Source organism: Pseudobutyrivibrio sp. UC1225 (assembly GCF_900115215.1).
Taxonomy (GTDB): domain Bacteria; phylum Bacillota; class Clostridia; order Lachnospirales; family Lachnospiraceae; genus Pseudobutyrivibrio.
In genome coordinates this window covers 135,012-147,804 of record NZ_FOVQ01000003.1, presented here as the reverse complement: position 1 = coordinate 147,804, position 12,793 = coordinate 135,012, and the positions used below count along the sequence as shown (strand labels likewise).

Below are 12,793 nucleotides of genomic sequence, written 5' to 3'. Positions count from 1 at the left end.
TCTTCCTCTTTTCGTTTTACTAATTAATTTGCATTATCGCTGGCACAACCAGGATAACTATCACTATAAAAAGCATTCCTGCCATAGGTAGTAACAGCTTTGTAGATGCTACTTCACCGGCTCTTACAGCTCGTTGTTTTCTCATTTCAAAAGCATATTTTTCCTCTTTTTCCAGAGTATCCAACAAATCCCGTGATCCTTTTCTCAGGTTTTGAACAAGCAACATAGATAGCTTTCTATATTCTTTACACTCACAGGTTTTTCCAAGCTCCTCAAGAGCCTGTATTTCACCTTTGCCATCGCTTATTTTTCTACATGTTTTTAAGATTTCCTCGTAACCCGCTTTTTGTGACGCTCCGTCATTAATGTCCTGCATATACTTTTTGGTTATTCTCTCAAGTGCTTTTCTAAAACTCATTCCGGCACCCATAAGAATCGACAACTGACTGACAATCTGAGGGTAATCTCTTTCCAATTCCTCTATGCGCAGTGCTTTAGCCTTCTTCTCATCCTGCTTTTTTCCAATAATCAAACCAGCTACCGTAATCAAACCTAGGAGAATTATCTGTAATCCCCTATAATTCATCTTTTTCTTCCACTCAAGCTTTTCTCCAGCTATTTCTCCTGGCAGCTTATAGATTTCACTCTCTCGGGTACTTTCGTCGATTTCTTTTACTCTTCTATTAATCGCCTCAAGCTTTCCTTCAACTGTGTCCATACTCTTGCGATTGACCACTACAGAAAAGCTATAGTATCGCTCACAATCCTCATAATAGAGTGTGCATTGCAGGTCAACTATTTCACCGTCTTCAGGAATGTTTTCTGCTCTTAACTTTCCATCCCTCGAAATAATTCCATAGGGTGATGTTTTCCAGCTGGCCTCAATCAAACCATCCACATATTCTGTTTCAAGAATCAAATCGTATGTGACATTATTGGCAGATCTATTTTCTCCAAGATAGGAGTCCTCGATTTCTCTTATAGCCCTATCAAAGTTCTTTTCTATCTCCTTTTCAGATAGCTTCTGTTCAGACACCTCTACTTCATATTCCTGCCTATGTTCTGAAAACTCCAACTCTAAATTCTCTGAAATACTCCCTGCGCCTGCTTCATTTCTTTTTATAACTCCGTTAAAATTAATATTCGTATTTACGAAGTCATATACAAGTATTCCCAGTCCCAATATAGTTGTGACCAAGACTATCTCCATTAAATTTTTCTTCGTTAAATCATGACTTTTTAGCAAAGCATCCCGCCTCCCATAATCAATTACTTCAGACCTTTATATCTATTATTTTTCTTCCAATTACAATCAAGATTCCATATAAAATAAGACACCCGCTCATCAATCCAACTCCCACTATATTTCCATAAAGTGGTGCTATAAAACTTGCTGATGTCAGTGATATATATGCCAGAATTAGCATTGGCATCACACACATTACCTTAAGCTCAAGCCTTTTCTCAGTGGTGATTGTCTCTATTTCCTGCTTCACAGAAATGTTATCTTCTATCTTCATCGCTGTTTCTCTAATGTGACGACCATAATCACCGCCACATCTTTTTGCAAAGGAAATAATTTCAGACAGACTTGCTGCCTCTTCTAGACCGGTTGTCTTAGCAAATTCATCAAAGGCCTTTTCTACCTGAACATTCATAGTAATTTTCTGATTCATAATGTGGACAGACGCTAACAGAATTGAACCTTGAGGATATAATTTTTTCAGCTCAGCTTCTGCTTGATTTAAAGCTCTTTCAAGTGAATATCCAGTCTGCAAGCTAGCTACAATTAACATCATATATTCCTTATACTCACTTTCCATCTGAGCTTGGTATTGAACCCTTTTTTCTTCTTTTTTTAGCCTTAGCCAAAAAGGAATTATCAGTATCCCTGCTAATAATCCTGCAATTGATTTGTAAAACAGGAAAGCAACCACAAAGGTTATTCCTATCCCTTGCGCCAAGGTCATCATGCTTTTCCACTTGCCACTAATTTCTCTGTATGAATTAAACTGCCTACCTTTTCCCATTGGCCAACTATCCTTCCATTTTCTTCATCTATTTCCTTAAACTTATACAAAGGATTTAACTTTATCTCTCCTGCTTCAACGCCCTCTACTTCTGATATTTCTATGAGCTTTCTGCTCTTGTCTCTAAGTCTTCCAAGCTGCACAATAATATCTATACCTGATGCAATTTGCTGTCTTATAGCAGGAAGCGGTATTTCCGCGCCCATAAGCACCATTGTTTCAAGTCTTGAGAGCATATCTTTGCAGGAATTACTATGTCCTGTGGAAAGGCTCCCATCATGTCCAGTGTTAAATGCCTGCAGCATCTCCAAGGCTTCCGCTCCTCGACATTCTCCAACCACAATTCGATCTGGTCTCATTCGAAGAGATGACTTTAGCAAATCCCTTATGCTGATTTCATTTTTGCCCTCAAGATTTGCGTTCCTGGCCTCAAGACGAACCAGATTTTCAATGTTCTTAAGCTGAAGCTCTGCAGAATCTTCTATAGTTATTACTCGCTCGTCCTTAGGGATAAATTCTCCTAATGCGTTTAGAAACGATGTCTTGCCGCTTCCTGTACCGCCAGATACAAATATGTTGTATCCGCTTTCTACAAGCTTTTTCAAAAACTCAATTTGCTCCTCGTCGATAGAATCAAATCCTTTCAAACGCTCCATAGTCATTTGCTCCTTTGGGAACTTTCTTATGGAAAGAATGCTGTAATCTACTGCTGCAGGTTTTAGTACGATATTTACACGACTACCATCCTCCAGTCTCGTATCAACAATCGGATTTGATTCATTTACGATCTTGTTACTTTCGGCCACAATACTCTGAATAATGTCATTCAGCTTTTCCTCCGATGAAAATCTTTCCTTGGAATGAATAATCTGTCCATTCTTTTCAATGAAAATATTATCTGGCCCATTAATCATTATTTCTGTAATATCTTCATCAGCTAATAAATCTTCCAGCACATCCAACTTTCGAAGAGAATTGAAAACATGATTTTCTATCGTCTGACGCTGGACCAGAGAGACTGGTACTAATTTAGATTTTTCCATGATTTTATTTTTTATTAGCTGAAGTATTTCTTCATCGGTAACGTCATAGGATAAATCTATTTCATTCATTACCTCTGAGCGTACCTGCTCTTCTATGCTATCCATAAATTTCTAACCCATTTCTCCCACTTATATTTACTAATTTCTTTACAAATACTCCTAGATTTCCCTGAAGCAATTCTTCCACCTGATATGTACCATCAGAAAGATTTCCTGCTGACATAGGAAGAATTACATTTTCCACAGATAAGTTCGCCTGAATTCTCTCAAGATAATCCAAAAAGTTCTCTTGTCCCTTCTTGAAGTAATCTCCAGGTCGTCCTAATACAAAGAGCTTATTTAATCTTTCAAGATATCTGGAAAATCCATTGATAACTCTTCCAAAAAGAACTACCACCACGTCATAATCAGTCTTCACAAGCATCTCGAAGAACCTATCCCAAGTGTCTTCGTCGATTTCACCGATTTCGTTTGGATTCCAAAAGGGTTCGATATAATCGAATCCCATAAAGCTTCGCACGTACTCGGACAAACTCTTTTCCATATCATCAGAGTTAGTGTTTAAGATATAAAGAAGATCCATGAGATTTCTTTCACAATTTCTGCCAATAAGATTTGGCATTATAGAAATCTCCTCCAGATCTACGAACAGAACCTTTCCACCTGTTCTGTATGCCTGACCCAGCGCCATAGAAAATGGCAACTGTAATTCATGATTTATAGGAGAATACACCCCTATTAACTTAGATTTTTCATTAGAATCTCTTTTACTAACAGCGTTCATTGAACCCTTTAATTCAGTAATGTCATCAAAAATCATATTTACAGCCTGATATTTATAGATGACATTCTCTGAAATAATTCCAGGTTCCTCTGTAAGAAGATATTTGTGCCCAATCATTCCCTTTGGACGGAATCCCGATATTTCATCAAACTCCTCCGTCATAATGGCTACATCAAAATCTGACTCGTCAGAATAAAATGTCTCGGGAGCTGTGAAAATATGAACTCCCACATTGGCCTTTCTCATTAAATGACTGGCGAATTTTAAAACATAATTTGAATCAAGGTCGCATAATGCGATTTCCAAATTTTTCATCGATAATTACTCCATTCTTTTTACTTACTAGATATAAGGCAATAGAAAAACGCAGCCGTAATATAAAAGGAATAGTGTAATTTTCTTTTTATATTGATTCCCTTCTCATACAAGAAAATGCCCAGCACAGCGATACCAGCAAGCATCACTGAGGTAATCATCACTTCTGTTGTAAGTTCAATACCCACTAGAGTACTCATAACAGAAAACAATTTGATATCACCAGAGCCTAGATTCTTACTTCTATACAGCAGATATAATGCAAGAATAGGCATGACAGCTTTTATTATGAAAAGGATAATTCCGATCCACTGGAAGTTCTGTATATTCAGGAAAAGTCCTGCAGCATATCCCAGAATGATCAGCTCATTTGGTATTTTGTAATCCCTCGCATCAAAAAGATTCGCAACGGTCAAAATACTCCATGTCAAAAACGTCTTCGTTTTCTTCACCTCCGTTTCGAGTTGGAATTATAGGATCTGGTGCCAGGAAGATACATAGCATTTCACGCTATATTATTTTTTGTGAAGATTCACTTTTTGATTTTTTGTTAGAGATAAATACCCTATCGTGGTTTATCCCCTACTCTGTTGTATATTTCTCACGATACTTTTTATAACTAAACATTAAAAAAGAGATTCCCTGTTACGGAAATCTCTTTTTCTATAATTCAATATTAAAATTATGCCCAAAAACCTCTGCTGATTTGACTACCCATTAGGCTTTCATTAAGAGCCCCCCTTCCATAGGTAGCGCCAGCTCTAACATACTGTGTATTCCGCATTATAGGCGCGGAAGAATCTCTCTTAGCCACTTGGTCAAACGCAATACCTAATTCATCCATGACTCTTTTAGCCTCTAATATTCCTTCTGGATTTGCCTTATATATGGATTTGGATACATTTCGCTGTACATAATCGTATAGCGCGTACAGATTTGAACTTACCTTATACTCAAAATTTAAATCTCTCTGGAGGTGATTGACCACGTCTGCACACTTCTTCAGTGCAACAATCGCTGCATCCACTTGGCCAGCTGAAAATTGATCCAGTGCTTCAGTTTCATATTCACGATAGATGTCATAAAGAATAGATATTAATCCACTGCCATTGCTGGAAGCTATTTTTAAGGTAAAAGCTGAAATCTTATCTTTGTTCATTTACTATTTCTCCTATTAAGTGCATATCCAAGGGTTAGAAAATGAAATTTTGGCTAAGGATGATATACCTTACTACTGTAGTAACTGGAGTGCCAACTGAGGTAACTCGTTAGCCTGTGCCAGTGCTGATACACCTGCCTGTTCCAACACGTTAAACTTTGTATATTCAACCATTGTTGTTGCCATGTCGGCATCCTCGATTCGAGAAATGGCAGATGTCATATTTTCTTCGGTTGCATCCAAAGACTTTGTGGTGTGCTCTAATCTGTTTTCATAAGCACCAAGCTGTGAACGAACTGATGTAACATAACTTAATGCTTCACCGAGGGCATCCATTGCGTCCTCTGGTCCATCAGCTCTGGTAACATCAACATCATCGATGTACATGTACTCTGTACTTACTGATGCGATTCTTACCTTCATTTGCTGACCTTCATTGGCACCTACCTGTAAAGCCATTGAGCCAATATCCGTTACGTTAAAAACAACTAGTCCGTCATACAAAGGATCTCCATTTTCATCTTTTGCATCTGATGCAAATCCATCATCCAAAAGGAAGGACATTTCAAAACCCTTTGTATCAGAAATAATTACTCTTCTTCCATCTGTTTTATAAGTAGCCTGCTGTCCAAATAATGAATCTACTGTATTAGCAGGCTCAGCATCATCCTTATTGTTTTTGAAAAGGGTAAGCTCTGCATCCTCGCCCACTTTAGTAATCTTAGGAATTACAGTTTGCGAATCATCCTTATCCAGTACTTCGGTTGTACCATCACCCTTAAATCCTAAAGCTCTGGCAAACTCTATACTAGAGAACTCTATCTCTAATTCCGCCTCTGCTCCATATTTATAAGACGAAATCTTTAGTCCTTCTGCTGCATCAAAATCAGTAATAACAGCTCCGCCTTTTTCACAGGCCATACGAAGCTTTCCGTATACGCTTTCACCAGATTCACCTTGGTTGAAGGTCATTGGATATCCATTTATTGAAATGGAACCTGCTATTCCAAGTCCACTACCTTCTGTTGTTGTAATAACTGTATTCTCTACATCTGAATAATCTCTAATGGTCTTTGTCCATTCAGATGTATCTATAAAGTTTTTATAGTTATATTTTCCATTCGTGTCTGTAGCTGATCCTGTTGTAACGTTTGTCGTAGTCTCAACTTTTGAATAGGTATTATCAAAGTTTTCTGTTACAGGATAACTACCAGTTTGTGCTGCTACACCTTCAGCTCTCTTTGATGCATGAGTAACTCTAAGCTGATAAATACCTGCTGGTACGTTATTAGATGTGGCAATTCTAGTTACATTATTAGCGTAGGTTCTACAATCCAATGTACCATCTAAAAGATTAATCTTATTAAATTCTGTTGATTGTGATATTCTGTCAATTTCTGATAAGAGTGATTCTATCTCCTTCTGAATTGCTTCACGCTCTTCATCAGAGTTTGTTCCATTTGCAGCCTGAACTGAAAGCTCTCTCATTCTCTGAATCATATCTGTTACTTCGTTCAGAGCACCTTCAGCTGTCTGTAAAACAGAAATACCGTCGGAACCATTTGTAGATGCCTTGTCCAGTCCATCAATCTGAGCCTGCATTTTACCTGCAATGGCAATTCCAGAAGGATTGTCTGATGCATGATTAATGCTAAAGCCAGAGCTAAGCTTTTCCATTACATCTGAAAGGGAACCTTCGGTACCAAGAAGTTTGTTGTTTGTAATCACCGCTGACATGTTATTGTTAATTCTCATAGTCGCCTCCTAAAGCCGTAACAAAAGTCTAGCATCCGTGCGGTGTATTTTTAATTGATAAAGATCATCCCTGTCCTTACAATTTTATTATCGGTTCTTTCCGTTAATAATTAATCGAACATTTATCAGAACATTTCTCCTATAACATTTAAATAGCTTCTGGCTATGCTATATAGAGCCTCTGTTTGAATTTCATTATCTCGATTTTCTACTTCCTGGAAGTTGCCCAGCTGCCAATTATAAATATCATTGACGCTAATTCCTGCTTCTCGTGTAAAGGAAAAGGTAAAGCTAAATCCAGTCTGTTCCTGCATGTACTCTGAAAGCTTGTCAGCCTGGCTGGCCAGTCGCTCTCTGGTCTCTGCGGTTGCACACTCAACACTTGCCTTTACCTTGCCTGCTTCATATCTGAAGGTAGTAGATACAGTGCTGGTCTGTTGCAGATAAACTGCCATCTTCACAAGACCTGTCTCCTGCTGACCGCGAACGATGCGAAGATTCATATCACCAACTTCCCCATCAATTGCTATAGGAATGCGATATGTCTCTCCAGTGTCTGCCATCTGCTGGATAGCCTTTGTCTGCTGGATAATCAGTTTCATATTATCTAAATCAATGGATTTAATATCTTCCATTTCCTCCATTGATTTCATAACCCTTTCAGCTAAATCTCCAAGTACCTCTTCCGCTTCTTTCATTGCCTCGGGGCTGTGACAGGCTTCATCGAATCGCTGATATGCCAGATTAATCAAATCCTCAATATCCATATCCTGATTTTCCTGAAGCTTTGCAGCTCTGCCATATAAATCCTTTGACAGACTAGAACCCTTCTGCATCAATGCCTGAACTGCTGTAATCATATTTGCTGTGGTTGGAAGATTATACTGCTGCAATACGGATTCAACCTCTTCACTTGATTCAAAAGCTTCCTTAAGCTGTGCTGTCACATACTGGTTGTATGCCTTTTCCTCTAACTGCTCAGAAGTTGTTGTACCAGCTTCCATTGCCTGTGCAAATTCATCTGGATTCATATTTAAAATAATATCCTCACCCAGAATATGCATTTTGGCTGGAGTCATAGCTTCCTTAGCGTCACGACATCTATTTGTAAGGAATACCTTTTCAATCTGCTCGGTGATAGATAAATCTCTCACTACCATTTCATCTAATGCACCAAACTTATCATTGATTTCGTAGTCCTTACCTGTGTGCTTACTTGAACGAACTGCAGTCATAAGATTACGAAGAGTCACGTCCGTGCCCTGACTTATCAACGCACCTATGGCTGCGCCATCAGACTTTTCCACTTGATGAAGAAGTCTGTACACACCAACATAAGCCTCACGCTCTTCCGCACTGATTTCTGAATTATGTTCAGCCTTCCAAAGGAACTTTGCATAGCTTTCCTCATCTGAAGTACTTCCCATCTCTGCCTTGATATTTTCTGCCATGTTCTTAAGGTCATTCATGGTCATATCAAGTGGATTATTTCCTCGCTTAATCATCTCGGAAACAACTGCAGGAGTCATACTCTTGAAGGTGCGTCCTACAAGTTCTGTCTGAGCCTTCATATTAGTCACTGATTCAGCTGTGATTTCCATCTGATTATACGCGAGAATACGAACTGCCTTCTGGCTGGATTCTGTCACCTCGATATCAAGATCTGCCAAAATATCATCCACATTTTGGAACGCCTTATTAATGCTGTCACCAAGGTCTTTTCTTACCTCTGTTCCAACGGCCTCATAGGTCATTTCCATACGGGAATATTCAGCAGTAACTGATACGCTGACTTCATGAACATAGGAGAAGGTTTCCATTCCAATATTTGAAAATCTTCCAAAGGCAGCTACTGGCGCAGACTGAATCTCCGCCATCTCGTTCATAACTTCCTTGAAAAGATTTACATTGGAATCGGTCTTCTCTCCTGTTTCAGCCTTCATTAATATCTTAAGAAGATTTGTCTCCTGAAGCTTAAGCTTGTCCAACAAATCTGAGAGATCATTTGTATTTACGTCAATGCCATTCTTCATCATTGTGAAGGTGGCCTCGACTGTCATTGTTAGCTGAATTTCTGTGAGCTGACGCTGAGCAGTAACAGATGCTAAATCATTAACATCCATTCCCATCACTTCCTCAAAGGTCTTCTTTGCCTGATCCATAAGAGAATAACCTTCGATTAAATATGCTTCTGATGGGTCTTTTCCTTCAGCTAAAATATCTGATATTGCACTTACAATATTTTCTTCTGATGGTTTTTCATACTGGTCTAATTGCACCATGTATTCAAGATGTTCCTTAGTTACAGGAACATCTTGCTTTAACATGGTCGCCACCATGTTCTTAAGTTCAACCGGCGGCACAGGGTTTCGCGCAAACTTAACGTCTTCACTTTCAATTTGCTCTATAAGTGAATTTACCTTACCCTCAACTAATTCAATGAGACTAATGATATCCTCATCACTTGTCTCCTCTGGAGCCTTTACTGGCACAGAATATTGTGCATTGTAAATGTTCGCGATTGTAGGCTCCAAATCATTTTTTACAAGATAGGCCTGAGCTTCCACTGGAAGAGTATCCGAGAGGCCTTTTGTCATAGCAACTGCCTGAGCAATCGAACCGGACATTGCCTCTATCTCAGCATCAGAAAGACCTCCCATTTTTGAGATGTCTGCTCCAGCCTTTGCCAAATTCATTTTAATTTCGTCTACAACTGTAATAAGAGTCTCTGGCTCCATATCCATAGGATCATGGCCATCTTCACGTGTTTTTTCAGTAGCTTCTTCACCCCAGGCTCTCTCCACGTTTTTGATTTTATCAACGGTAGACATACCAAGAGCTGATGCCTCCTTCACTTCCTTAGTGAAATCTTCATCAGTCATGACTCCCTTATTGTTATAGTATGCATTATCCACCGACAATGCCTTAAGCTCTTTATTAGTATTTGTTTTTTTATCGTCCTTGATATCGCTGGTTCCAACACCAAAGCCTGTTGTGTCGGCCCCTTCTGTTTTGATGTAATCCGTTACCTTGAGTCCTTCTATTTGCATATAGTTCCTCCAGGGTATGTTGTACTTACATCATATATTTCGGATGAAGACAAAAAAAAATTAGCTGTCATCTGACAGCTAATTTTTACAACTCTGTGCGTCCGTCTAACGCGCGAAGTAACGTTACTTCATCGATATATTCGAGATTTCCACCAACCGGTACTCCGGAAGCTATACGACTCACTTTAATACCTGTTGGTTTTATTAATTTGCTAATGTAGGCTGCGGTAGTTTCTCCTTCGAGAGAAGAATTTGTGGCTACAATAACCTCCTCCACATCATTCTGCTGCAAACGAACCATAAGCTCTTTAAGCTTAATATCACCAGGTCCGATGCCTGCCATTGGTGAAATAGCTCCGTGTAATACGTGATAAACACCTTCAAACTTTCCAGTCTTTTCATAGGCTGCCAAGTCTCTGGTGTCCTCCACAACCATAATAATATTCTTATTACGCTTTGGATTAGAGCAGATTGGGCAGAGCTCATCGTCTGTAAGAGTAAAACACTCCTTGCAGTAACGGACATTTTTTCTAGCCTGAATAATGGCATTAGCCAGGTCATTTACCTTCTCTTCATCCATTCCTAATATATGGAAAGCCAGCCGCTGGGCTGACTTACTTCCAATGCTAGGCAAATCACTTAGCTCCGCTATTAAGTTGCTAATTTCTTTGCTGTAATATTCCATTAATTAAAGTCCTAATCCACCTGTAAATTTAGACATAGATGCAGCACTTACTTCATCAACCTTACGAAGGGCCTCGTTTGCTGCTGCCATAACGAGATCCTCAAGCATCTCTACATCCTCTGGATCTACTGCCTCTGGATCAATCTTAATCTTTGTGATTTCCTTCTTACCAGAAACTGTAACCTCAACAACACCGCCACCTGCAGTACCTGTCATCTCTGTCTCCTCAAGCTGAGCCTGAGCTTCCTCCATCTGACGCTGCATACGCTGAGCCTGCTTCATAAGCTGGCTCATGTTACCTGGCATTCCGCCTCCTGGAAATCCGCCTCTTCCTTTACCCATATCTTCTAATCCTCCTAATCTTCGTCTTGTTCTAACTCAATTCCAACATTTGCGAAGAAGTCTCTTACGTCGGTCTTTGTGTTCTGTGAACTTACTCCACTGGAATTAATTTCTACTTTTATATTCACTGTCTTCTGAAGCATTTGCTCGATGACAGCTGAAATATCTGCTAATACTTCTGGGCGATTAACAAAATCTCCACCCATTCGTCCTGAACCCTCAGGCTGGTCGAAAATCAACACCAAATCTCCTGATTCATTGGTGGTAACTGTGGATACCTCCTTCAGGTACATCTTTATATTCACTGGAAGCTTTCCCATTACTGAACCCCAGCTTTGGGCAATCTTCTTAACCTCTTCTGGAACTGCTGCTGGTAGTGGCTCCTTTTTTACAGGAGCTGCGCTGGGTGTAGCGCCATTTCCACCGACAGGTGCTTGTGGAGCTGCCATAACTACTGGCACACCCTCTTCTACCTTCTTTTCCAGATTAGCCATTCTGTTATTTAACGCTGATATATCTGGCTCCATCTGAGGCTTGCAAAGCTTGATTAATGCAATCTCAATTAATACTCTCTTCTGGCTTGCATACTTAATATCATTTGAAAGCGCAGACAGTACTTGAATGTATCGCATTAACACTTCTGTGTCAACCATTCCTGCCTCTTCCTTGAGAAGTGCAAGATTATCTGATGACATTTCAAGTGCTTCCTCCATGTCCTCTGAGCTCTTGATAAGCATGAGATTACGGAGATACCAAGTGAAATCCACAACAAACTGATTCAAATCTCGTCCCTGAGTAATTATCTCCTCAAGGATTCCTATAGCTGCTGTGACATTTCCATCGATGATATTTCTAAGAAGTCTTGAGAACACCTCCGTGTCGATAGCCCCAAGAACTTTAAGTACATTGTCATAGGTAAGTGTCTGACCAATGTAAAAGGCAATACACTGATCCAAAAGGCTTAATCCGTCACGCATAGAACCATCTGCTGCCTTTGCGATATAGCGAATCGCTTTCTCTTCTACCTGCACACCTTCCTTATCCATCAGCTCCTGCAGACGGGCTGCAATAGTGTCGATGGAAATACGGTGAAAATCATATCTCTGACAACGACTGAGAATTGTGATTGGAATCTTGTGAACCTCAGTAGTAGCCAAAATAAACACAACATAAGAAGGTGGCTCCTCCAAGGTCTTAAGCAGGGCATTAAAGGCTCCTGTGGAAAGCATATGAACCTCATCGATGATATAAACCTTATATTTGCCCTCTGTAGGAGGATATGCCACCTCCTCTACAATCTGTCTGATGCTATCTACACCATTGTTTGATGCAGCATCCATTTCAATTACGTTCATGGAATTGCCTGCTGTAATAGACTTACAAGTCTGGCATTCCATACATGGACAACCATTTACCGGATTCTCGCAGTTGATAGTACGGGCAAGAATCTTTGCAATAGTAGTCTTACCAGTTCCTCTGGTACCTGTAAACAAATACGCATGTCCTATACGGTCGCTTTTTATTTGATTTTGAAGTGTTGTAACGATATGGTCCTGACCCTTTACATCCTCAAATGTCTGCGGTCTGAACTTTCGATATAATGCCATATAGGACATAACAATTACCTACC

At 39.6% G+C, this 12,793-nt stretch carries 11 protein-coding genes; all 11 read right to left on the bottom strand.

All coding sequences use genetic code 11. The features are described 5' to 3' along the window. Window positions 1–19: 19 nt before the first annotated feature. Window positions 20–1,246 (bottom strand): type II secretion system F family protein, encoded by a 1,227-nt coding sequence (locus BMZ41_RS05745; RefSeq protein WP_090527582.1) that lies wholly within the window; start codon window positions 1,244–1,246, stop codon window positions 20–22. A gap of 28 nt (window positions 1,247–1,274) precedes the next feature. Continuing rightward, entirely contained in the window at window positions 1,275–2,030 is a 756-nt protein-coding gene (locus BMZ41_RS05740; RefSeq protein WP_143071323.1) for a type II secretion system F family protein, read from the bottom strand. After that, the gene (locus BMZ41_RS05735) at window positions 1,970–3,178 is read right to left on the bottom strand and encodes a TadA family conjugal transfer-associated ATPase (RefSeq protein WP_242942015.1); all 1,209 of its coding nucleotides are present in this window, start codon (window positions 3,176–3,178) and stop codon (window positions 1,970–1,972) included. The genes BMZ41_RS05740 and BMZ41_RS05735 overlap by 61 nt, the downstream gene beginning before the upstream one ends. After that, entirely contained in the window at window positions 3,171–4,172 is a 1,002-nt protein-coding gene (locus tag BMZ41_RS05730) for a hypothetical protein (RefSeq protein WP_090527576.1), read from the bottom strand. Before BMZ41_RS05730 ends, BMZ41_RS05735 begins: the two co-directional genes overlap by 8 nt. A gap of 20 nt (window positions 4,173–4,192) precedes the next feature. Further along, the gene (locus BMZ41_RS05725) at window positions 4,193–4,624 is read right to left on the bottom strand and encodes a prepilin peptidase (protein WP_090167371.1); all 432 of its coding nucleotides are present in this window, start codon (window positions 4,622–4,624) and stop codon (window positions 4,193–4,195) included. 230 nt (window positions 4,625–4,854) lie between these two features. Next, on the bottom strand, window positions 4,855–5,331 hold the full coding sequence (locus BMZ41_RS05720; RefSeq protein ID WP_090167369.1) for a flagellar protein FliS: 477 nt from the start codon (window positions 5,329–5,331) through the stop codon (window positions 4,855–4,857). Window positions 5,332–5,403: 72 nt separating this feature from the next. Beyond that, window positions 5,404–7,086, bottom strand: coding sequence for a flagellin N-terminal helical domain-containing protein (locus BMZ41_RS05715; RefSeq protein ID WP_090527573.1), 1,683 nt, complete (start codon window positions 7,084–7,086; stop codon window positions 5,404–5,406). A 125-nt stretch (window positions 7,087–7,211) separates the two neighbouring features. Then, entirely contained in the window at window positions 7,212–10,136 is a 2,925-nt protein-coding gene (locus BMZ41_RS05710) for a DUF6240 domain-containing protein (protein WP_090527570.1), read from the bottom strand. A gap of 85 nt (window positions 10,137–10,221) precedes the next feature. Beyond that, window positions 10,222–10,821, bottom strand: coding sequence for a recombination mediator RecR (gene recR, locus BMZ41_RS05705; RefSeq protein WP_090167363.1), 600 nt, complete (start codon window positions 10,819–10,821; stop codon window positions 10,222–10,224). Between the two features lie 3 nt (window positions 10,822–10,824). Continuing rightward, the gene (locus BMZ41_RS05700; protein WP_072916907.1) at window positions 10,825–11,163 is read right to left on the bottom strand and encodes a YbaB/EbfC family nucleoid-associated protein; all 339 of its coding nucleotides are present in this window, start codon (window positions 11,161–11,163) and stop codon (window positions 10,825–10,827) included. 14 nt (window positions 11,164–11,177) lie between these two features. After that, window positions 11,178–12,779 (bottom strand): DNA polymerase III subunit gamma/tau, encoded by a 1,602-nt coding sequence (gene dnaX, locus BMZ41_RS05695; RefSeq protein ID WP_090527567.1) that lies wholly within the window; start codon window positions 12,777–12,779, stop codon window positions 11,178–11,180. Between the last annotated feature and the right edge of the window lie 14 nt (window positions 12,780–12,793).

Coding starts and splice junctions, on each gene's coding strand:
- BMZ41_RS05740 (WP_143071323.1), bottom strand. CDS start 2,030: ATGGGAAAAGGTAGGCAGTTTAATTCATACAGAGAAATTAGTGGCAAG.
- BMZ41_RS05735 (WP_242942015.1), bottom strand. CDS start 3,178: ATGGATAGCATAGAAGAGCAGGTACGCTCAGAGGTAATGAATGAAATA.
- BMZ41_RS05730 (WP_090527576.1), bottom strand. CDS start 4,172: ATGAAAAATTTGGAAATCGCATTATGCGACCTTGATTCAAATTATGTT.
- BMZ41_RS05720 (WP_090167369.1), bottom strand. CDS start 5,331: ATGAACAAAGATAAGATTTCAGCTTTTACCTTAAAAATAGCTTCCAGC.
- BMZ41_RS05715 (WP_090527573.1), bottom strand. CDS start 7,086: ATGAGAATTAACAATAACATGTCAGCGGTGATTACAAACAACAAACTT.
- BMZ41_RS05710 (WP_090527570.1), bottom strand. CDS start 10,136: ATGCAAATAGAAGGACTCAAGGTAACGGATTACATCAAAACAGAAGGG.
- recR (WP_090167363.1), bottom strand. CDS start 10,821: ATGGAATATTACAGCAAAGAAATTAGCAACTTAATAGCGGAGCTAAGT.
- BMZ41_RS05700 (WP_072916907.1), bottom strand. CDS start 11,163: ATGGGTAAAGGAAGAGGCGGATTTCCAGGAGGCGGAATGCCAGGTAAC.
- dnaX (WP_090527567.1), bottom strand. CDS start 12,779: ATGTCCTATATGGCATTATATCGAAAGTTCAGACCGCAGACATTTGAG.